15 protein-coding genes, 2 pseudogenes and 2 CRISPR repeat arrays are annotated in these 21,435 nt (G+C 71.8%); of the genes and pseudogenes, 9 read left to right on the plus strand and 8 right to left on the minus strand.

The genetic code is table 11. From position 1 onward, the window contains the following. Positions 1-61: 61 nt before the first annotated feature. Complete coding sequence (locus AC4IHM_RS21910) at positions 62-1,156, minus strand: mechanosensitive ion channel family protein (protein ID WP_490868708.1); 1,095 nt, start codon at positions 1,154-1,156, stop codon at positions 62-64. A 356-nt stretch (positions 1,157-1,512) separates the two neighbouring features. Between AC4IHM_RS21910 and AC4IHM_RS21915 the strand changes: the two genes are divergently transcribed. From AC4IHM_RS21915 to AC4IHM_RS21935, 5 genes are all read left to right on the plus strand, one after another. Next, positions 1,513-2,049: an HNH endonuclease gene (locus AC4IHM_RS21915; protein ID WP_490868709.1), complete on the plus strand. Its 537-nt coding sequence runs from the start codon at positions 1,513-1,515 to the stop codon at positions 2,047-2,049. 100 nt (positions 2,050-2,149) lie between these two features. Then, entirely contained in the window at positions 2,150-2,986 is an 837-nt protein-coding gene (locus tag AC4IHM_RS21920) for a phosphotransferase enzyme family protein (RefSeq protein WP_490868710.1), read from the plus strand. 175 nt (positions 2,987-3,161) lie between these two features. Further along, positions 3,162-3,467, plus strand: a complete 306-nt coding sequence (locus AC4IHM_RS21925) for a hypothetical protein (protein WP_490868711.1) — start codon at positions 3,162-3,164, stop codon at positions 3,465-3,467. 9 nt (positions 3,468-3,476) lie between these two features. Further along, complete coding sequence (malQ, locus tag AC4IHM_RS21930; protein ID WP_490868712.1) at positions 3,477-5,786, plus strand: 4-alpha-glucanotransferase; 2,310 nt, start codon at positions 3,477-3,479, stop codon at positions 5,784-5,786. 71 nt (positions 5,787-5,857) lie between these two features. Then, positions 5,858-6,133 carry a hypothetical protein gene (locus tag AC4IHM_RS21935; protein ID WP_490868713.1) on the plus strand — a complete coding sequence of 92 codons (276 nt, stop codon included), beginning with the start codon at positions 5,858-5,860 and terminating at the stop codon, positions 6,131-6,133. A gap of 4 nt (positions 6,134-6,137) precedes the next feature. On the opposite strand, the gene AC4IHM_RS21940 is transcribed toward AC4IHM_RS21935, so the two are convergent. Together AC4IHM_RS21940 and AC4IHM_RS21945 are read right to left on the minus strand one after the other, a co-directional pair. Beyond that, positions 6,138-6,662 (minus strand): MarR family winged helix-turn-helix transcriptional regulator, encoded by a 525-nt coding sequence (locus AC4IHM_RS21940; protein ID WP_490868714.1) that lies wholly within the window; start codon positions 6,660-6,662, stop codon positions 6,138-6,140. A 708-nt stretch (positions 6,663-7,370) separates the two neighbouring features. Beyond that, positions 7,371-7,955, minus strand: coding sequence for an HD domain-containing protein (locus tag AC4IHM_RS21945; protein ID WP_490868715.1), 585 nt, complete (start codon positions 7,953-7,955; stop codon positions 7,371-7,373). A gap of 66 nt (positions 7,956-8,021) precedes the next feature. Then, a CRISPR array of direct repeats spans positions 8,022-8,295; the repeat unit is 28 nt. Positions 8,296-8,393: 98 nt separating this feature from the next. Here AC4IHM_RS21945 and AC4IHM_RS21950 point away from each other — a divergent pair. After that, a complete protein-coding gene (locus AC4IHM_RS21950) occupies positions 8,394-8,666 on the plus strand; it encodes a hypothetical protein (RefSeq protein WP_490868716.1) in 273 nt (90 codons plus the stop codon). Continuing rightward, complete coding sequence (locus tag AC4IHM_RS21955; protein ID WP_490868717.1) at positions 8,663-9,049, plus strand: PIN domain-containing protein; 387 nt, start codon at positions 8,663-8,665, stop codon at positions 9,047-9,049. Before AC4IHM_RS21950 ends, AC4IHM_RS21955 begins: the two co-directional genes overlap by 4 nt. Before the next feature lie 430 nt (positions 9,050-9,479). Further along, a CRISPR array of direct repeats spans positions 9,480-10,424; the repeat unit is 28 nt; unit sequence CTGCTCCCCGCACGCGCGGGGATGGTCC. Between the two features lie 22 nt (positions 10,425-10,446). On the opposite strand, the pseudogene AC4IHM_RS21960 reads toward AC4IHM_RS21955, so the two are convergent. The 5 genes and pseudogenes from AC4IHM_RS21960 to AC4IHM_RS21980 form a co-directional block, all read right to left on the minus strand. Next, a pseudogene (locus AC4IHM_RS21960) lies at positions 10,447-11,301 on the minus strand (GntR family transcriptional regulator). Beyond that, positions 11,298-11,840 (minus strand): UTRA domain-containing protein, encoded by a 543-nt coding sequence (locus tag AC4IHM_RS21965; protein ID WP_490868718.1) that lies wholly within the window; start codon positions 11,838-11,840, stop codon positions 11,298-11,300. The pseudogene AC4IHM_RS21960 and the gene AC4IHM_RS21965 overlap by 4 nt, the downstream one beginning before the upstream one ends. A 69-nt stretch (positions 11,841-11,909) precedes the next feature. Next, positions 11,910-14,486: an aminopeptidase N gene (pepN, locus tag AC4IHM_RS21970; protein ID WP_490868719.1), complete on the minus strand. Its 2,577-nt coding sequence runs from the start codon at positions 14,484-14,486 to the stop codon at positions 11,910-11,912. Positions 14,487-14,686: 200 nt separating this feature from the next. After that, positions 14,687-15,703, minus strand: coding sequence for an aspartate-semialdehyde dehydrogenase (locus AC4IHM_RS21975; RefSeq protein WP_490868720.1), 1,017 nt, complete (start codon positions 15,701-15,703; stop codon positions 14,687-14,689). A gap of 417 nt (positions 15,704-16,120) precedes the next feature. Further along, positions 16,121-19,415 (minus strand): annotated as a pseudogene (locus tag AC4IHM_RS21980) (S8 family serine peptidase). Positions 19,416-19,667: 252 nt separating this feature from the next. Here AC4IHM_RS21980 and AC4IHM_RS21985 point away from each other — a divergent pair. Together AC4IHM_RS21985 and AC4IHM_RS21990 are read left to right on the plus strand one after the other, a co-directional pair. Beyond that, a complete protein-coding gene (locus AC4IHM_RS21985; RefSeq protein WP_490868721.1) occupies positions 19,668-20,153 on the plus strand; it encodes an NUDIX hydrolase in 486 nt (161 codons plus the stop codon). A gap of 89 nt (positions 20,154-20,242) precedes the next feature. Then, on the plus strand, positions 20,243-21,379 hold the full coding sequence (locus AC4IHM_RS21990) for a serine hydrolase domain-containing protein (RefSeq protein ID WP_490868722.1): 1,137 nt from the start codon (positions 20,243-20,245) through the stop codon (positions 21,377-21,379). Positions 21,380-21,435 lie beyond the last annotated feature (56 nt).

Raw genomic sequence — 21,435 nt, forward strand, 5'->3', positions numbered from 1 at the left:
AGACCGTCCCCGGGGCAACGCGGTCGTAACCCCGGGGGCGCGAAGAGGGGCGCCGGAACCGCTACTTGGCGGTGCTCGGCGGCGGGATCGGGGACGCGGCGATGGACTGCGGCGACGCCGCGCTCGCGTACGCCGACGGCGCCGCGACACCTGCGGTCGGGTCGGGCTCGGGGGCCTCTTCCACCGGGGCCGTGCCACCGCCGACGATCGGGATGTCGGCCGCGTCGAAGGCCCGCTTGACGCGCCAGCGCAGCTCGCGCTCAAGGGTGAGGGCCTTGCCCGGCATGGTCTTCGCGGAGACCCGCACCACCATGGAGTCGAGCAGCACGGACTCCAGGCCGAGAACTTCGATCGGGCCCCAGAGCATCTCGTTCCAGGGCTCCTCCTTGCTCATCCGCTCGCCGACCCCGGCGAGGGTCTCCCGCACCTTGTCGAGGTCCTCGTCGGAGCGGACGGTCACGTCCACAGTGGCCGTCGACCAGCCCTGGGAGAGGTTGCCGATCCGCTTGACCTCGCCGTTGCGGACGTACCAGATCTCGCCGTCGGCGCCGCGCAGCTTGGTCACCCGCAGCCCCACCTCGATGACCTCGCCGGCGGCGACCCCCGCGTCGATGCTGTCGCCGACGCCGTACTGGTCCTCAAGGATCATGAAGACGCCGGACAGGAAGTCGGTGACCAGGTTGCGGGCGCCGAAGCCGATGGCCACGCCGGCGACACCTGCGGAGGCCAGCAGCGGCGCCAGGTTGATCTGGAAGGTGCCCAGGACCATCAGGGCCGCGGTGCCGAGGATGAGGAAGCTGGCCACCGAACGCAGGACGGAACCGATGGCCTCCGAGCGCTGGCGGCGCCGTTCGGCGTTGACCAGCAGGCCGCTCAGCGCGGTGCCGCCCGCCGAGGTGGGCCGGCGGTTCATGCGGTCCACCAGCTTGGTGATCCCGCGCCGCACCACCGCCCTGAGCACCGCCGCGATCACCACGATCAGCAGCACCTGCAGTCCGATCGCGAGCCAGGTCGACCAGTTCTCCTCGACCCAGCCCGCGGCGTTCGTCGCGTGCTCCTGGGCGTCCTGGAGCGAGGGCACCACCGGGACCGTCGGGGACGGTGACGGCGAGGGCGACGAACCGGCGGCCGACAGGACGGCGGCGGACAGGGACACGGCGGATACCTCCAGGTGCGGCGGCCCGTCTGCGGTGTGGACGGTCCCGGCCGGAGCGGGTCCGTGGTCGGTCCGTTGTCCGGTCCAAGGTCACGGAAAGGTCACCGGACGGGCAGAACCACCACACTAACGGGGCACCGTGGGTGCCAAGGCGCGAAGAGCACAGGAGAGACGGCGTTCACCCGCCGCCGGACTGGTCACGGCCGTGCGGGCGGGCCCCGTGCCCTCGCCCGTGTGGTCGAAAACACTCCCAGCCCGTTACCGGGACATGGTGGCGCTTCCACCAGCCATGAGGGGAGACTGAACCAGATCGTCCCGGCGCGAGCCACGCGCCGCCGACGCCCAAGGAGGCACCCGTGCCGCATGTCCTGGTTCTCAACGCGTCGTACGAGCCGCTCGGCGTCGTACCGCTCCGCCGCGCGCTCGTCCTCGTGCTGGAGAACAAGGCCGTATGCCTTGAGGAATCCGGCGCCTATCTGCACAGCGCGACCGTCACCGTGCCCGCACCCAGCGTGGTCCGGCTCAAGCGATTCGTACGGGTGCCCTACCGGGGGCCCGTCCCGCTGACTCGGCGGGCGCTGTTCGCCCGCGACGGAGGCCGCTGCATGTACTGCGGCGCCGTCGCCACCAGTGTCGACCACGTCATCCCGCGCAGCCGCGGGGGCGTGCACGCGTGGGAGAACGTGGTGGCGTCCTGCCGCCGCTGCAACCATGTCAAGGCCGACCGCCATCTGGTCGAGCTGGGCTGGCGCCTGCGCCACAAACCGGCCCCGCCCACCGGTCTGGCCTGGCGCATCATCGGCACGGGTCACCGGGACCCGCGCTGGCTGCCGTACTTGCAGCCGTACGGCGCGGAGGACGCCATGGCCCGGATCGACGGCATTTCCGCCTGACGGTCCGGGTTTTCCGGTGGCGCCCACTGGTCGTGCCGGTCGTGCCGGTCGTGGCCGGTCGTGGCCAAGGGCCGTGTTCAAGGGAGGGGGCCGGGCGAGGGTGCAGGAGCCGGAGTTCCCGCGCGCGGTGGCCGCGGCCATGTCGATCGCCTCGTCACTCGGTCTGCCGGCCGACGACGCGATCGTGCTCCACGACTCCAACAAGCTCACTCTTCGCCTGCTGCCCTGTGACGTGCTGGCCCGGGTGGCTCCCGTGGCGCAGCAGGTCGCGCGGTTCGAGGTCGAGGTGGCCCGGCGGCTTATCGCGTCCGGATGCCCGGTGGTCGCTCTCGACCCTCGGGTGGAGCCACGCGTCCACGAGCGCGACGGCTTCGTGGTCACGCTGTGGACCTACCACGAGCCCGTGACACCGCGCGGGATCCCGCCGGCCGACTACGCCCACGCGCTGGAGCGGCTGCACGCCGGCCTGCGCGAGCTGGACGTCCCCGCGCCGCACTTCGCGGACCGGGTGGAACTGGCCCGGCGACTCGTGGCGGACCGCGACCGCACCCCCGCGCTCGCCGACGCGGACCGTGAGCTGCTCGGCGACACGCTGCGCGGCCTGCGCCGGGCGATCGGAGAGCGCGGCGGCGCCGGGCAACTGCTGCACGGCGAGCCGCACCCGGGCAACGTGCTCGCCACGGAGAACGGGCCGCTCTTCATCGACCTGGAGACATGCTGCCGCGGCCCCGTCGAATTCGACCTCGCCCACGCGCCCGAGGAGGTCGGCGAACGGTATCCGGGTGTCGACCGGGACGTGCTGCGCCAGTGCCGGATCCTCGTACTGGCGATGGTCACCACGTGGCGCTGGGATCGGGACGACCGGTTCCCGGACGGACGCCGGATGGGCACGGAGCGGCTCGGTCGGATCCGGGCGGCACTCGGCCGCGACGGGTGAGCCGGTTTGCATGCTCCGTGAGCGGGTTAGGTGATTTTCGACCGCTTCACAGGCATTCCGGGGAGGTGGAATGTGACCAGGAGCACGTTGTCGGTGTCGGGGGGCCTGCCCCGGCGCCTTCTGGGTAGGGCTGCCGTAACCCGCCAAAAGCGTGCTCGACACAAAGGAGACCTCCGTGGCTGCACTGGCACCCCTTCTGCTCCCGGCCCCTTCCAAACCCGCGGCGGAGCCGCCCCTGCTCTGGGCGGAGCCCTCCGCCGACTCCGAGACCCCGCACTACCGCGTCTTCGGCGCCACCGGCAGCTGCGCCGGGGCACCGCTCACCAGCGAGCCCCCGCTGCCCGACGCCGAGCCCCTCACCAGCGAGTCCCCGTTCGCCGACGCCGTACCGCTGACCAGCGAGTCCTCGCCCGAACTCACGGCCGACGTGCCGGAGCAGGGCGGCCCCTCCTTCGCCGTCCCGGAACCCACGAGGTCATAGAGGTCGCAGATGCCCGCAGCCCGGCCGGCCGAGCCCCCCACCGAGGACCTGACCCGGCTCGCCGCCCTGTACGGCGTCGCCACCTCCTACCGCCCCTCCCCGGACCGCACCGTCCCGGCCACGGCCACCGCCGTCACCCTCGCGCTGGCCGCCCTCGGCGTGGACACGAGCACGCCCGAGACCGTACGGGCCGCGCTCGCCGCGCGTGACGAGGAGCTGCGCGAGCGCCTGCTGCCGCCCACCGTCGTCGCGTGGACCGGTACCGGCACCGGCATCCCGGCTGCCCTGACGGCACTGCCCGAGGGGACACGGCTGCGCGTGGATGTGGATACGGAGCGGGGCGGGACGCGTGAGACCGCGTGGCTGGGTGAGGTGTGTGAGGGCGCTGTGGGGGGTGAGGTGCGTGAGGGCGCTGTGGGGGGCGAGCTTCGGGACGGCATCGTCCGGGGTGGGACGCGCGACGGCGCCGGGCCCGGCGGGCTTCGCGGCGGCGTCGAGGGACTACCGGTCGGCGGGCTTCGGGACGGCGTCGAGGGGCTCCCGCCCGGCGGGCTTCGCGGCGGCATCGAGGGGCTCCCGCCCGGCGTGCACCGGCTGACCGCGACCGCGCCCGACGGCCGGATCGCGCGGGCGCACCTGATCGTCGCGCCCGCCCGGCTGCCCGCCCCCGCCGGACGCTCCCACGGGCTCCTCGTGCAGCTCTACTCCCTCGTCTCCCGCCGGTCCTGGGGCATGGGCGACCTCGGCGACCTCAGTGAGCTGGCCGCCTGGGCGGGACGCGCCCTCGGCGCCGGATTCGTCCAGGTCAACCCGTTGCACGCGGCCGTGCCCGGCACTCCCACCGACCCCTCCCCGTACCGGCCCTCCTCCCGCCGCTTCCCCGACCCCGTGCACCTGCGGATCGAGGCCGTGCCCGAGTTCGCGTACATCGCCGACCACGAGCGTGTCCGGGCCCTGCGGGAGCGGGCCGGGCGGTTGCGCGAGGCCGTACTGGACAAGGGCGCCCTCATCGACCGGGACGCCGTGTGGGAGCTGAAGCGCGACACCCTGGAACTGGTCCGCGAGGTCCCCCTCGGCCCCGGCCGCCGCGCCGCCTACTGCGACTACCTCGCCGAACAGGGCACCGCCCTGGAGGACCACGCCACCTGGTGCGCGCTCACCGAGGTCCACGGCCCCGACTGGCGCCGGTGGCCCGAGGGCCTGCGCGATCCCCGCTCGGCCGACACCGACCGCGCCCGCGGCGAGCTGATGGACCGCGTCGACTTCCACTCCCGCCTCACCTGGCTCACCGACACCCAGCTCACCGCCGCCCAGCTCGCCGCCCGCGAGGCCGGCATGCCGGTCGGGATCGTCCACGACCTCGCCGTGGGCGTGCATCCGCACGGCGCCGACTCCTGGGCCCAGCAGAAGTACTTCGCCGCCGGCATGTCGGTGGGCGCGCCGCCCGACGCCTTCAACGCCCGCGGCCAGGACTGGGGCCTGCCCCCGTGGCGCCCCGACCGTCTGGCCGACGCCGGCTACGCGCCCTTCCGGGACCTGCTGAGAGGCCTGTTCCGCTACGCCGGGGCGCTGCGGATCGATCACGTCATGGGCCTGTTCCGGCTCTGGTGGGTCCCCGAGGGCCGTCTGCCCACCGAGGGCACCTATGTCCGCTACGACGCCGAGGCCATGCTCGCCGTCCTCGTCCTGGAGGCCACCCGGGCCGGCGCCCTTGTCATCGGCGAGGACCTGGGCACCGTGGAACCCGGCGTGCGCGAGGCGCTGCGCGAACGCGGGGTGCTCGGCACGTCGGTGCTCTGGTTCGAGCGGGACTGGACCGGCGACGGCAGCCCGCTGCCCCCCGAGCGGTGGCGCGCCGACTGCCTGGCCACCGCCACCACCCACGACCTGCCGTCCACCGCCGCCCGCCTCACCGGCGAGCACGTCGAACTCCGCGCGCGCCTCGGCCTGCTCACCCGCCCGTTGGAGGAGGAACGCGCCGAGGCCTCGGCGGACATCGCCCAGTGGCTGGACGTACTGGCCCGGCTCGGCCTGCTGCACGGCACGGGCGGCGACTGCGGCACCCCCTCCGAGGAGGCCGGTGTCCAGGCCGTCCACCGCTTCCTGCTGCGCACCCCCGCCCACATGGTCGGCATCTGGCTCCCGGACGCCGTCGGCGACCGCCGCCCGCAGAACCTCCCCGGCACCTGGGACCAGTACCCGAACTGGCGCCTGCCCGTGGCCGACGCCGAGGGCCGCCCGGTGACCCTGGAGGACCTGGCCGCCTCGCCCCGGCTGCACGCCCTGATCAACGTCGTACGGGAGCGCGCCGGCGACTGAGCCCGCCGCCCGCGCGCCCCGTACGGCACCCCGGGCGCGCGCCTGTTCCGGCCGTTCGCTAACTTTGCACCGTGGACAAGAAGAACGCCCTGCGCGCCGGCGCCCTAGCAGCCGGTACGACGCTGATGATGCTGCTCATGTCGTCCCCCGCGCTCGCGCTGACCCGCGACGACGGCGACGACCCCGGCACGGGCCTGAGCGTCATCGAGACGCTGGGCCTGTACGTCCTGGCCCCGATCGCGCTGTTCGCGATCATCACGGGCCTGGTCATGGTCCTGGACAGGTCCCAGGAGAAGCACCGGGTGACCTCCCGCAACATCAAGACGAAGGCCGACGCGAAGGCCTGACCCCTCACCTCACCGGCTGCCGCTTCTCGGTGCCGGCGAGGAGGTCCCGCAGCAGGTCGGCCAGTTGCGCGGCCCGTTCGGAGCCGAGGGCGGCCAGGGCCTCGCCCTGTGCGGCGACGCCGGCGCCGACCGCCTCGTCGATCAACTCCAGCCCCCGGTCGGTGAGGCTGACCCGCAGCGCTCTGCGGTCGTGCGGATCGGGCGAGCGGCGCAGCAGCCCCGCCCGCTCCAGCCTGTCCAGCCGCCCCGTCATGCCACCGGTGGTGAGCATCAGGGCGGCCGACAGCTCGCGAGGCGAAAGCGTGTAGGGCTCACCGGCCCGGCGCAGGGTGGCCAGGGCGTCGAACTCCCCACGGGAGATCCCGAACCGCCCGTACGCCTCCTCCAGCCGGTCCCCCATACCCCGGGCCACCCTGAAGACCCGCCCGAACACCTCCATCCCGACGCCATCCAGATCGGGCCGCACCACGGCCCACTGGCCGACGACGACATCAACGGCGTCCTTGCGGCGCTCGGGGCTCTCGACCATGGGACGAGTATCGGCACGGTGCCGCCGGGCTGCAAGGAAGTGGCCTGCGAGGGTGCGGGGGTGGCGGGTTGCGGGAAGTGGTCGTTAGCGGGGGAGGGGGGTCCCCGCGGGTGCGGGGAGCAGGCTGGGTGGCCTGCGATTCCATGGGGGCCGGAGGCGGTTTCCGAGTACTTTCTCTGGTTCCGGCAAATAGTGCATACGTGACTCGACCCGTATCTGCCTCTTCCGAAGCGGCGGAGTTCGTACGGGCCGCGAACCCTGTCGGCGTCGCGTCCCGCGGCAGATCGAGGCCGGCATGGCCTTCTTACGTCCCCGTAGCCGGACGTGCGCCACGAGTTCGGCCCCCGCGCGGTGCCGCTCGTCGAGCTTCCGCCGGGACGGGGGCGCCGCTTCGGCCACGTCGACGGCCACGACTCCTCCGGTACGGGCCATCAGTCCGGCGAAGTCCTCGTCGAGGGCGGCCTCCGTCTTCCCTTCCCTCATCGGCGCCTCGACGACCATCAGACCGGGCGAGTTCCAAAGCGGCTTCCTGGAAAGGGCGTACGCCTGCTCCCACCGGCAGTTCGGACCGGGAGGTGAACAACTCCTGGGCACTGCTGTCCGGTTCTTCGGCCCGCCCAGGGATCCGGGAGGTCCAGCTCATGCCAGGCCGCGGCAAGACGCTCGTGGTCGTCGCGGGGCGCGCCGTCGGGGAGGTACGGGAAGAGGTCAGGGTTGCCGGCGATCCAGTAACGGCCGTTGACCAGAGCGGCGAGCAACACCTGCACCGGCTGCGGCAGTCTGCCCCTCCGCCATGCACTCAGCCGCCGGGCCACACCGAGGCCGCTCGGCACAGGCGCAGCAACTCCTCCTGCTCATCAAAGGGCCTCGGGCCTTGATCTGACCGTGCTCGGGCGGCACACCGTGATGTCCGCCCACCCGTGCGGTTCCTCCAACACCGGCCCGGCCGGACGGCGCGACCCGCCGATCCGGCCCCAGCCCTTGACCGCGCATCGCGCCGGCGAGCTGATCGCCCCGACACGCGAAGGCAGGGGTGGCCTTGCCGATGTCCTGCACACCGGCGAGCCACACGGCAAGGGCACGTGCGTCCTGCCTCTCCGCCCGGCAGCGCCCCGGACGGCGGCAGCCAACCGTCACTGCCCCGATCATGCTTGGCCCACACCGACCGGGCCGGCTCTCCACACCCAGAACAAGCAAACAGAAGGATCCCCTGAAAGACCCCACTCCCAAGACGTATGATGACCGGCTGACCCTGGAAGCGCCGACGAACTCGGACACCACTTGATGCCCCATTTGCCGGAATCTGCAAAAGTTGCTGAGGGTGGGCTCTTGCGCCCATGAACGCGCAGGTCACGCAGTCTGCTCCCCGCACGCGCGGGGGTGGTCCCGGCGAGGCTCGGCGAAATCGCTGCGGGTGCCTCTGCTCCCCGCACGCGCGGGGGTGGTCCCGAGACGGTCATCGCGCTGATCCGCCCGAAGCACTGCTCCCCGCACGCGCGGGGGTGGTCCCCGGACGGCCAACGACACCTCCGAGGGCGTCATCTGCTCCCCGCACACGCGGGGATGGTCCCGATGTCACCGGGTTCCAGCGCGGGGTTCGGCAGCTGCTCCCCGCATACACGGGGATGGTCCCACGTCGAACGTGGCGGCGGCGCCGGCGAGTAGCTGCTCCCTGCGTCGGTGGGGATGACGTCCATGACTCATGGGTATTCACGGCGGTATACTTTTCGTGTGGATACGACGATCAAGATCGGTGCGGAGACCCGTGACAAGCTCGCGGCCCTGGCTGAGGCCAGGAACATGTCGATGCGGGCGTTGATCGAGGAGTTCGCTGCAACCGCGCTTACTCCCGCACAGTTGCGTGAGCGAGCCGAGCGCACGGACGCATTCCTGGACGCGGAGTTCGGGCACCAGGTCAGCGATGACGAAGCCGGCGCATTGCGTGAGCGGATGCGTCAGGCGCAGAGTGCCGGGCAGGCCCGGTTCCGGGGTACGGCGGCGTGATCGTCGAGCACTACATCCTGGACAGTCCCACGCTCCTTGCCCTTGGGGGCAACAAGCAGGTCTCCGGGCTCATCCATGTTGCTGCGGGGGACCCCACGGTGCGTTTGTGGGTCCCCATCGTGTGTGTGCTGGAGGCCGAACGTGAACGGTCCGGGATCGTCGACTACCTGGGCATCCTCGATGTCCTGCACACCCTGGACGCTGACTACGCGACGGCCCATGCGGTCGCCGACCTATATCACCGGAATGTCCCCTTTGGTGTAGGGGCCGCCGCGCACGCCACCCGGCCCACGTTGGACCGCCCTGACGGTGCCCTTGTCGCCACGGTCGCGCCCGACCGCTACGGCGGCCTCGGAGTTCCGGTCCTGGACCTCAACCGGTAAGCGGCCCGCAGCACATCAGCGTTGGCAACGGGCCTCAGACGCGGGGAGGCGTTCATCCGGAGCCGTCCGTGACCGCGCTTGTGGCCCGGCATCTGCTGCGCTGCCGTGTCCTCCGGTCGGTGATGCCGATATTGCCGCCGATGACCTCACGTCGAGGAAAGTTGGCGGTCAGCCGGGTTGCTTCCAGAACATCAAAGCTGGTTTCGACTGGAGCAGTTGCAGCACACCAACGTCGTGCAGGCATACGACTGGGGGCTCGAGCCGGGCCGCACCCAATCGCCCCCGCCGGACGACGGCCGATACGCCGATATCCGGCTGTCTGGGTCGTCCTATAGTAGCCTCGGCGGGCACCCCGATGTCCTATTTGCCGGAATCTGCAAAAGTTGCTGAAAGTGCATTCCTGCGGCCATAGACTCGCAGGTCAAACAGTCTGCTCCCCGCACGCGCGGGGATGGTCCCTCCCGCTCACCACCCACCAGCCGACCTTGTGGCTGCTCCCCGCACGCGCGGGGATGGTCCCGGCAACCAGGCACTGAACCAGGCCCACTACGCCTGCTCCCCGCACGCGCGGGGATGGTCCTGTTCGAGATGAGCCACACCGGCTTCAAGGCCGCTGCTCCCCGCACGCGCGGGGATGGTCCCACGGGAGACGAAGTGGAACGGCTCCGGCCGGACTGCTCCCCGCACGCGCGGGGATGGTCCCTTGCCGCACTCCCCGGCCTCGCCACCGGCATCCTGCTCCCCGCACGCGCGGGGATGGTCCGAAGCCGCCGTGCAGGGAGTGCGTGTTGGAGCTCTGCTCCCCGCACGCGCGGGGATGGTCCCCTGGGGTCGTCCATGTCGCGGACGATCGCGTTCTGCTCCCCGCACGCGTGGGGATGGTCCTCCGGCCTGACCTCACAGGCCTGGGTGTCGGCGCTGCTCCCCGCACGCGTGGGGATGGTCCCGCGAGCTTCGACCTGACGATCGTCGACCGGGACTGCTCCCCGCACGCGTGGGGATGGTCCCTACAAGGGGTTCGGGCTCCGTGTCGTCTACGACTGCTCCCCGCACGCGTGGGGATGGTCCTTCTGGACCTGCACCCAGGCGCCCCCGAGGGCGCTGCTCCCCGCACGCGTGGGGATGGTCCCACCGGGTTGCGTGTCGCGGCTGTCGTACTCACCTGCTCCCCGCACGCGTGGGGATGGTCCCTCGAACTGGAACAGCCAGCCGGAGGGGTGGGTCTGCTCCCCGCACGCGTGGGGATGGTCCCGTCCTGCGCGGCGTCGACAACATGGCGATCGGCTGCTCCCCGCACGCGTGGGGATGGTCCCCGGCCACGCCACGGGATCGACGTCGACACCAGGTCTGCTCCCCGCACCTGCGGGGATGATGTCTCAGACCGCCCCCGCACGGTCTCACCGGCCAGGCCGCCCCACCCCCACCCCCGAAGCCGTAGCGCCAGGCCGCCCCAGGACGGCTTCCTGCCCGTCGGGTGTGAACTCGTACCGCAGCTCGTAGAGGTGGCCCGCCTTGACCATGACCGTGGCTTCCACCGGGCGGTCGTCGTCGGTGTAGACCACGCGCAGGGTGCGGAGTACCGGGAGGTCGCTGGGCAGGCTCAGGGCTTGGTACTGCTCCTGGGTGGGGACCCGGGCCGAGACCCGGTCCACGCTCAGGCGTGGTGGGTGTCCGAGTTGGCCGAGAAGGGTGGGGGTGCCGCCCGTGATCTTCCGTTTGGCCATGATGGCGGTGTCGCGGGCGATGGACAGAGGGTAGTACGACTTGACCAGCTCGACCGGTTCGCCGTCGATGGAGAGGATCTGGTGGCGCAGCACCGCAGTCTCGGTGTCGCCGAGGCCCAGTGCCGACGCGACATCGGCCGGAGGGCGGGTCTCGGCCACGTCGAGCAGGGTGCTGAGTGCCTGGGCGCCGCCGAGGTTCGCGGCCTCGGTCAGCCAGCGGTAAGGCTCTCCCGGCTCGGCGGGAGCCATCTACGACGCCGGACGCACCGTTCGCTGCCGGTGCTCGCGCACGGTGACGGCGGATCCGGCGCGGCCCACCACGAGTTGCTCGTCCTTGAGGAGGTGCAGCGCCTTCTGGATGGTCGCGTTCGAGGCGTCGAATCGCTCCTTGAGCCGCGCGGTGGAGGGGAGCCTGGCGCCCGGTGCCAGGTCGCCGCTCATGATGTCGTCCCGGAGGTCGGCGGCGATCCGCTCATGGAGCGACCGCCGGTCCGGGGAGTCGGTGTGGGCGGGCAGGGGCACTGTCATCCGATCCGGATCTCGTAGCTCAGACGCTGCCGGTGTGCCGGCATGACCATCATGTCGACCTGAAAGGCGCGGTCGTCACCGTCCAGCGTCACCCGGGTCAGGTGGAGGACCGGTTCGTCCTTCCCCAGGCGCAGGATGTCCCGCTCCTGCGCACTGGGCATCCGCGCGGTCACGTCCTCGCGCACGCGGGCGCCGACGTGTCCGCGCTCGGCGAGGAACGTCACGGCACCGCCCGGGATCTTCCTCTTCTCGGCGAGGCGGGTGCCCCGGGCGATGTTCGCGGGGTAGTAGGTGTCCGTCAACTCACAGGGGAGGCCGTCGAGTTCGATCACCCTGCGACGCACAACGGCGGTCTCCGTCGAGGGCAGCCCCAGGAGTGCGAGGACTTCCTCCGGAGGCGTCGTCTCGCCGGCGTACTCGATGCGCTGTGTGCCCTTGCCGCCCCGGGCCGCGGCCTCGGCCGCCCAGGCGTCGGGCCTCCCCTTCTCGCGTGCGCTCAGATACGGCAGTGAGGTACTGACCCATGCGCTGTCGCTCACCGTGTCCTCCAGAGGCCGAAGGGGGGCGCCCGGCACAACACCGGGCGCCCCCTTGCCGTGTGACGCTGCCTATCCGGCCGACGCCGCCGCGTCCGCCGCCTGGGCGCGGAGGGCGCGTTCGATGCCTGCTCGGGATTCCGAGACCAGGCGGCGCAGGGCCGCGTTCGGGTTGGCGGTGGTCAGCCAGGTGTCCGTGCGGTCCAGGGTCTCCTGGGAGACCTGCACCGCCGGGTACAGGCCGACCGCGATCTGCTGGGCCATCTCGTGGGAACGGGAGTCCCAGACCTCCTTCAGCGCCTCGAAGTACCGCTCCGTGTACGGCGCCAGCAGCTCGCGCTGGTCGGTCTGGACGAAGCCGGCGATGACCGCCTCCTGCACGGCGTTCGGCAGCTTGTCGGACTCCACGACCGACTCCCAGGCCTCCGCCTTGGCCGCCTCGGTCGGACGGGCGGCACGCGCGGTGGCGGCGTGGCGCTCACCGGCGGCGGTCTTGTCCCGCTCGTACTCGCCCGCGATCTCCGAACCCCCGAACCGGCCCACGGCCGCGAGCCGCTGCACGAACGCCCAGCGCAGCTCGGTGTCGACGGCCAGGCCCTCGATCGTCTGCGTGCCGTCGAGCAGCGCGTCCAGCAGGTCGAGCTGCTCCGGCGTCCTGGCCGTCGCCGCGAACGCCCGCGCCCACGCCAGCTGGTGGTCGCTGCCCGCCTCGGCGGCCCGCAGATGGGCCAGCGTGGCCTCCGTCCAGCGGGTGAGCAGCGCCTCGCGGGCGTTCGGGTCGGCGTACTGGTCGATGGCCAGCTTCACCTGGCGGTGCAAGGACTGCACGACACCGATGTCGGACTCCTTGCCGATGCCGGAGAGCACCAGCGAGAGGTAGTCCCGGGTGGCGAGTTCCGCGTCCCGGGTCATGTCCCAGGCCGACGCCCAGCACAGGGCGCGCGGCAGCGACGCGGTGAAGTCGCCGAGGTGCTCGGTGACGACGGCGAGCGACCGCTCGTCCAGGCGGACCTTGGCGTACGAGAGGTCGTCGTCGTTGAGCAGCAGCACCGCGGGCCGGGGCTTGCCGACCAGCTGCGGTACGGCCGTCAGCTCGCCGTCCACGTCCAGCTCGACGCGGTCGCCGCGCACCAGCTTGCCGCCGGCGTCCAGGTCGTAGGCGCCGATCGCGATGCGGTGGGGGCGCAGCGTGGGCTCGCCCTTGGCGCCCGCGGGCAGCGCCGGGGCCTCCTGGCGGATGGCGAAGGACGTGATGACGCCCTCGGCGTCGGTCTCGATCTGCGGGCGGAGGATGTTGATCCCGGCCGTCTCCAGCCACGCCTTCGACCAGGTCCTCAGATCGCGGCCGGAGGTCTCCTCCAGCGCGCCCAGCAGGTCCGACAGGCGCGTGTTGCCGAACGCGTGCCGCTTGAAGTACGCCTGCACGCCCTGGAAGAACGCGTCCTCACCGACGTACGCGACGAGCTGCTTGAGGACGCTCGCGCCCTTCGCGTACGTGATGCCGTCGAAGTTGACGAGCACGTCGTCCAGGTCGCTGATGTCCGCCATGATCGGGTGCGTGGACGGCAGCTGGTCCTGCCGGTACGCCCAGGTCTTCATCTGGTTGGCGAAGGTCGTCCACGAGTGCGGCCACTTCGAACCCGGCGCGTCGGACTGGCAGGCGGCCTCGGCGTAGGTGGCGAACGACTCGTTGAGCCACAGGTCGTTCCACCACTCCATGGTGACCAGGTCGCCGAACCACATGTGCGCCAGCTCGTGCAGGATCGTGGCCGCCCGCACCTCGTACGCGGCGTCCGTCACCTTCGAACGGAACACGTACTGGTCGCGGATGGTCACCGCGCCCGCGTTCTCCATCGCGCCCGCGTTGAACTCGGGCACGAAGAGCTGGTCGTACTTCTTGAACGGGTACGGGTAGTCGAACTTCTCCTGGAACCAGTCGAAGCCCTGCCGGGTCACCGCGAAGATGGCGTCCGAGTCGAGGTGCTGGGCGAGCGAGGGCCGGCAGTAGATGCCCAGCGGCACCGACTGCCCGTCCTTCTCGTACACGCTGTGCACGGAGTGGTACGGGCCGACGATCAGCGCCGTGATGTACGACGAGATGCGCGGGGTCGGCTCGAAGGCCCAGACGTTGTCCTCGGGCTCCGGGGTGGGCGAGTTGGAGATGACCGTCCAGCCCTCGGGCGCCCGCACGGTGAACCGGAAGGTCGCCTTCAGGTCGGGCTGCTCGAAGCTCGCGAAGACCCTGCGCGCGTCCGGCACCTCGAACTGCGTGTACAGGTAGGCCTGGTCGTCGACCGGATCGACGAACCGGTGCAGACCCTCGCCGGTGTTGGTGTACGCGCAGTCGGCGACCACGCGCAGGATGTTGCGCCCCGGCAGCAGCCCGCGCAGGGCGATGCGGGAGTCCTGGAACACCTCGGCGGCATCGAGGGTGTCGCCGTTCAGCGTCACCTCGTGGACCGTCGGCGCGACCAGGTCGATGAAGGACTCGCCGCCGGTCTCCGCCACGTCGAAGCGCACCGTGGTCGCGGACCGGTAGGTGCCGCCCTCCTGCGCGCCGGTGAGGTCGAGATCGATCTCGTACGAGTCAACGGTGAGCAGCTTCGCCCGCTGCCGCGCCTCTTCGCGAGTCAGGTTTGTGCCAGGCACGCGGTCATCTCCTCGTTATGTGTGGGTTGCGCCATCCTTCCACGTCACCCGCGTACCACGCGATGTCCGTTTCCCCGCGGAGGGGATGTCGGGCGGCGGTCGCGAGCAGGGCGGTCTGCGGAAACGCCCGACGGCCCGGACGTGGGTCGGTGCCACGTCCGGGCCGTCGAGTGCTGCTGCTTCCTCCAGGCCGGGCGGCCCTAGCCCTTCAGCTCCGCCGCCACCAGCTCCGCGATCTGCACCGCGTTCAGGGCCGCGCCCTTGCGCAGGTTGTCGTTGGAGACGAACAGGGCGAGGCCGTTGTCCACGGTCTCGTCCCGGCGGATGCGGCCCACGTACGACGGGTCCTGGCCGGCGGCCTCCAGCGGGGTGGGCACCTCGGTGAGCGCGACGCCGGGGGCGCCGGCCAGCAGCTCCTTGGCGCGCGCCACGCTCAGCGGCCGGGCGAAACGGGCGTTGATCTGGAGGGAGTGGCCGCTGAAGACCGGCACGCGCACGCAGGTGCCGGAGACCTTCAGCTCCGGGATCTCCAGGATCTTGCGGGACTCGTTGCGGAGCTTGTGCTCCTCGTCCGTCTCGTACAGGCCGTCGTCGACGATGGAGCCGGCCAGCGGCAGCACGTTGTACGCGATCGGCGCCACGTACTTGTCGGGCTTCGGGAACTCCACCGCGGAGCCGTCGTGGGTGAGCTTCGGGGCGTCCGCGCCGGCCTTCTGCACCTGCTCGAACAGCTCGTCCACGCCGGCCAGCCCGGAACCGGACACCGCCTGGTAGGTCGCGACGACCAGCGCCTCCAGGCCCGCCTCGGCGTGCAGCGGGCGCAGGACCGGCATCGCGGCCATCGTGGTGCAGTTCGGGTTGGCGATGATGCCCTTGGGGCGGTCGGCGATCGCGTGCGGATTGACCTCGGACACCACCAGCGGGACCTCGGGGTCGCGGCGCCAGGCGGAGGAGTTGTCGATCACGACCGGGCCCTGGGCGGCGACCTTCTCGGCCAGCGCCCTGGAGGTGGCGCCGCCCGCGGAGAACAGCACGATGTCCAGGCCGGAGTAGTCGGCGGTGGTCGCGTCCTCCACCGTCACGCCGTCCAGGTCCCGGCCGGCGCTGCGGGCCGAGGCGAACAGGCGCAGCTCGGTGACCGGGAAGTTCCGTTCGGTGAGGATCCTGCGCATGACCGTGCCGACCTGACCGGTGGCTCCGACGATTCCGACCCTCACGGTGGCTCCTTCTGCGTTCGTGCGCGTGTCCTCACGCGCGCCTTGCTCGGCCGAGACATTTCCATCATGCGGCGTGGCCCGGCCCACCTGTCCAATCCTTTGCCGGGTGTGCCCGCACCCTGGGACGCGGTGCCGCGGACAGCGGGCCGGGTCCTTCGGCGAGAACCCGGCCCGAGCTGCAGGAATTCACCCCGGGCGGGCCCCGCGCCGCAAGCTGTGCTGTTGCGCCCCTGCCCATCCCGTGCCACCCCACACGACGATGTGACGCACGCCTCTCGGCACGGCCCGCCCGTACGGGCGAACGCGGAAAGGGGCGAACGCGGAAAGGGGCGAACGCGGAAAGGGGCGAACGCGGAAAGGGGCGAACGCGGAAAGGGGCGGGCGCACCGCGCCCGCCCCTCCAGGTGCCGCACCGGACTACGGCACGACCTGCCCGATCCGTACGCTGCCCAGGCCCGCGACCGTGCCGCGGGCGTTGACCAGCTGGACCCGGCCGAAGAACTCACGGCCCGCCGGGGCGGCGGCCAGCGCCGTGACGCTGCCCGAGACCGTCGCGGAGGCGCCCGTGCCGAGCTTCACCGGCGCCGAGTCGTCCACGGTGACCGAGCCGAGGGCGGCGGCGAAGTACACGTCCCGGTAGTCGTACTCCGTGCTGCCCGACGGCACCGAGTAGCCGTCGACCTCGATGGTGTACGTGCCGGCGGCCGGTTTCGGGATGGACACCGACTCCTCCGAGTCGCCGTCGGCGGACTGGGCGACGACGGAGCCGTCCTCGCCGTAGACCGTCAGGTCCAGGTCGGAGGCCGCGTCGGAGACGTTCCCGATGGCAACGTCCAGCGAGTCCGCGCCCTCGGGCACCTCGACCGTGGAGGTCACCGTCTCGCCCTGCCCGATGCTCGGGCGGGAACGTCTCGGACGAGCCGAGCGGACCGCCGACCAGCTTGCCCTCCAGGGCGGCGAACCCGTTCGTCACCGTCCAGTCGGCGCCGGCCGGGGTGCCGATCTTCGCCTCGGGCACGGTCACGACCTCCGGGTCGAAGGCCGCGCCCAGCGCGGTGACGTCCAGCTTGTACGGGTTGTCCAGCAGCGGCGAGGTGCGCCGTGCCTCGACCTCGATCTCCCAGACGCCGGGCTGCGGGTCGGCGTACGCGCGCACGTCGGGCCGGCAGCCGTTGCCGTCGAGGTAGTTGTTGTAGCAGTACGGCGTGGAGGTGTTGTCGACCGGGACGCCGTACGGGTGGATGGCGATGAACCGGGTCTGGCTGCCGCTCTTCAGCCCGCCGATCGCCACCTCGAGCGCCTTCGCGCCCTCGGGGACGGTCACGAAGTAGGACGCGGTGCTGTTGCGCTGCACGGAGCCCTTCGCCGAGTAGGCGTACTTCAGCGGGGCGGAGACCACGACCGTGGTGAGGACCTGCTTGTCGACGCCCTCGGTGCTCGGGTCGTCGACCTCCAGGATCGCGCTCTTGAGGCCCGCCGAGCCCGGCCGGGCCTCGACCTTCACGGTCACCGGCTTGTTCAGCGGCAGCTTCACCTCGTCGGAGCCGACGATCCGGAAGGTGCGGCCGGCGTTGTTCTCGAAGTGCAGCTCGTGCCGGATCGCCCGGTCGGCGCCGGAGGTACGGGTCAGCGTGATCGCGTACGTCTTCTTCTGGCCGGCCTTGAGGCCGCCCTCGCGGTCGTAGAGGCCGGTGCCGTAGCCCGGCGTCTTCAGGAACTGGTCGATCGCGGTGTCGACCGGTGCCTTGACCGTGTACTCGTGGGCGGTGGCGCCGCGCCGGATCGACTTCCAGGCGTCGGGGACGTTGATCAGGCCCGCGCCCTCCTCGTACGCCTGCGTGCCCTTGATGTGGTCGGCGGTGGAGGTCAGCGCCGTGCGCAGCTTCGCCGGGGTGAGGCCGATGCGGGCCTGCTTCGCGGCCGACAGGAGCAGCGCCGAGGCGCCGGCGGCCTGCGGGGAGGCCATCGAGGTGCCCTGGAGCATGCCGTAGCCGGCGGGCAGGTCGTAGCCCGCCTCCGGGACCGGGGCGCCGGGCAGCCAGGTCTGGATGGTGTTGACCGCGGCGCCGGGCGCGGTCAGCGTCGGCGTGAACCCGCCGTCCTCACGCGGGCCGCGCGAGGAGAACGGCATCATCGCGTACTCGGTCTTCACCGCGGAGCCGTAGTTGGCCGCCCAGGTCTCCTTGGAGATGGAGGCGCCGACCGAGATCACCTTGTCGGCCAGGCCCGGGTCGCCGATGGTGTTGGCGCCGGGGCCGGAGTTGCCCGCGGAGATCACCAGCTGGACGCCGTAGGTGTCGATGAGGCGCGTGTACAGCTCGGCGCGCGCGTTGTTGCCGTCGTTGAGCGCGGGCAGGCCGCCGATCGACATGTTGACGATGTCGACGCCCCGGTCGACCACCAGGTCGATCATGCCCTCGGTGAGCGCGACGTTGGTGCAGCCGCCGGTCCAGGTGCAGGCACGCGAGGAGACGATCTTCGCGCCGGGCGCGGCGCCGTTCATCTTCCCGCCGAACAGGCCGTTGGCGGCGGTGAGTCCGGCCACGTGGGTGCCGTGCTCGGACTCGATGACGCCGATGTTGACGAAGTCGGCCTTGGCGCCCGCGGAGTTGTAGACGACGTCCTTGCGGATCTCGACGACGAAGGGCTGGCGCTCGACCACGTCCGTCTTCGGGTCGTCGGTGCCGAAGTACCCGACCTGGAAACCGTCCTTGTACGGCTTCATCGGCTTGTCGTCGGAGAAGTCGTGGTTGTTGTTCAGGTCGACGCGGACCGTGCCGGCCTTGGCGTCGTACAGGACGCCCCAGGAGTCGGTGGTGTCGCCGTCCCGGTTGGCGTCGCCCGCGGCGTCGCCGCCGGCGGTGTAGGACTCCAGGAAGGTGCTGACCTGGTACGAGCCCGCCGGGGCCGTCCAGGTCTGTCCGCCGTAGGTGAAGGTGGGCCCGGAGACGGAGGTGGTCATCGGGCGCCAGGTCCGGTCGCCGTCGACGACCGGGTCGGTCGCGGTGACCCAGTCGACGATCTTGCGCTCGCCGGTGGTGGTCTTCTGCAGCGCCGGGTGGCCGAGGTCGACGCCCGAGTCGAGGATGCCGATGGTGATGCCGCGTCCGTCGGCCTTCGGGTTCTTCTTCACGAAGTCGACTGCGCCCGTCTCGAAGGACGGGTTGTACGGGTTCACGGCGGGGGTCCTGCGGTCCGGCGCGGGGTAGGAACGGCCCTTGTGCGAGGCGCCCTTGGCCGTGTCACCGCTCGGCGTCGGGTCGTCGAGCGGGATCTCGTCGCGCAGGTCGATGCCGTGCACGGAGGAGAGCTTCGCGGCGGCGGCGATGGCCGCGTCCGCCGCGGCGGTGGGGACGGTGGCGCGGACGTAGCCCAGCTCGTCGTAGGTCCGCCCGACGCTGCCGCCGGAGACCGAGTCCAGTTGCTTCGCCACCTGCGCGGTCTGGCCCGGGGCGGTGGCGACCATCATCGTGACGTTCTTCGTGCCGTCGGCCTTCGCCTCGGCGAGCAGGTCGGCGTCGTGCGAACCGAGTTTGTCGTGCGCCGACTTGACGGAGGGTTCGGCGGACGGCGCGGTCGCCGGGCCGTCGGCGGCGAAGGCCATGGGTATCGGCCCGGCCGCCGCGAGCGCGGCGGCCAGGCCCGTGGCCACGGCAAGGCGGGCCGCGCGTCTCGCGCCCGGTATCGGTTCGCGCTGAGGGCTGTGGGTCATCGGCATCCCTTGTAGGTAAAGGAACGAGCGTGAACGACCGGGACCGATCGGTCCCGGCCGAGGAAGTCCGGAATCCGATCCCGGACGACCGCTCAGCTTTACGCAAGGGTCCGTTGTTTGGGGAGAGTTGCCCGGGAGGGGATGGAACCATGGCGTACTTCCGCCATACGTCATCGGGGACACAAGGGGGCGGGCCATGACAATCCCGCCGAGCCGCGCCCCGGCCCGCGCGCGGCGGGTTAACGTCCCCATGTGCGCCGAAAGCTGAGGGTGGCGGCCTACGCCATATGCGTCCGCGACGGACAGGTCCTGCTCGCCCGGTCGCCCGGCCCCGGCGGGGTCCCCGAGTGGGTGCTGCCGGGCGGCGGCACGGAACACGGCGAGGATCCGCACGAGACCGTCGTGCGCGAGGTGGCGGAGGAGACCGGCTACCGCGTCGAGCCCACCGCCCTGCTCGGCGTCGACTCGCTCCGCGTCACCCGCACCGGCCGCCTCGGACCCGGAGGGCTGCTGCGGCGGACCGTGGACCACCACGGGGTGCGGCTCGTCTACGAGGCCCGGGTCACCGGCGGCGAGCTGCGGCCCGAGGTCGGCGGCTCCACGGACCTGGCGGCCTGGCAGGACCTGTCCGCCGTGCCCGGCCTGACCCGGGTGCCGCTGGTCGACACCGGGCTGCGGCTGTGGCGGGAACGCCCGCCGGCCGGACGGGCCGGGACGACCAGGGTGGAAGAGGGCTGAATCGTGCTCAACCTTCCCGGACCACGGCAACCTTCACGTCGTCCGTCCGGTCTCTCCCAGGACCGAGCACGGCAAAGCAGGGGGAAGACATGACCGTACGCTTACGAACCACCCTGGTGGCGGCCTTCGCGGTGGCCCTGTCGGCGGCGCTGGCGGGACCCGCCGTGGCGGCGCCCGCGACCGGCGGCCACGACGCGACCCGCCGCGCCCTGGAGGCCGCGGTCGCGGACGGCGTGCCCGGAGCGACCGCGACCGCGCGGGACGGCCACGGCACCTGGTCCGGGACCGCGGGAGTGGGCGACCTCGGGACCGGCGAGCCGCGTTCGGAACGCGACCGGTACCGGGTCGGCAGCATCACCAAGACGTTCGTCGCCACCGTCCTGCTCCAGCTGGAGGCCGAGGGACGGCTCTCGCTGGACGACACCGTGGACGCCTGGCTGCCGGGCGTGGTCGAGGGCCACGGCCACGACGGCGGCCGCGTCACCCTGCGCCAACTCCTCAACCACACCAGCGGCATCCACGACTACACGGCCGACGAGGAGTTCGCCCGCACCTACTTCCTCAAGGACGGCTTCTTCCGGCACCGCTACGACACGCTCACGCCGCGCGAACTGGTCAAAATCGCCATGAGGCACGCGCCGGACTTCGCGCCGGGCACCTCCTGGAACTACTCCAACACCAACTACGTCCTGGCCGGCCTGGTGATCGAGGAGGCCACCGGGCACCCGTACGGCGACGAGGTGCGCCGCCGCGTCGTCGAGCCGCTGGGGCTGAGCGCCACCTCGCTGCCCGGCACCCGCCCCGGCCTGCCCGAGCCCAGCAGCCGCGCCTACTCCAAGCTGGCGCCGACGGCCACGGGCCCGACCTACGACGTCACCCGGCTCAACCCGTCCATCGCCGGCCCGGCGGGCGAGATGGTCTCCAGCTCGGCCGACCTGAACCGCTTCTACACCGCCCTGCTCCGGGGCAGGCTGCTGCCCGCCGAGCAGCTCACCGAGATGACGACCACGGTCCCCGTGACGGCCGGCGCCGAATACGGCCTCGGCCTGATGCGCAGGGAACTCGGCTGCGGGGTGACCGTCTGGGGCCACGGCGGCGGCATCCACGGCTCCTCCTCGGAGGCGGTGGCGACCGGGGACGGCCGGCACGCGCTCGCCTTCAACTTCAACGGCGACTGGTCGGGCGACAGCCAGGCCGTGATCGAGGCGGAGTTCTGCACCGGGTGACGCCCGGCGCCGGGAGGCACCCGGCACACGGGCGGGCATGAGGAGGGGCCGACGTG

This window comes from Streptomyces sp. SL06, from assembly GCF_058244745.1.

Excerpts from the sequence above, each read along its gene's own strand:
- malQ (WP_490868712.1), top strand. The coding sequence starts at position 3,477 with ATGCCCGCAGCCCGGCCGGCCGAGCCCCCCACCGAGGACCTGACCCGG.
- AC4IHM_RS21940 (WP_490868714.1), bottom strand. The coding sequence starts at position 6,662 with ATGGTCGAGAGCCCCGAGCGCCGCAAGGACGCCGTTGATGTCGTCGTC.
- AC4IHM_RS21945 (WP_490868715.1), bottom strand. The coding sequence starts at position 7,955 with ATGGGGCATCAAGTGGTGTCCGAGTTCGTCGGCGCTTCCAGGGTCAGC.
- AC4IHM_RS21990 (WP_490868722.1), top strand. The coding sequence starts at position 20,243 with ATGACCGTACGCTTACGAACCACCCTGGTGGCGGCCTTCGCGGTGGCC.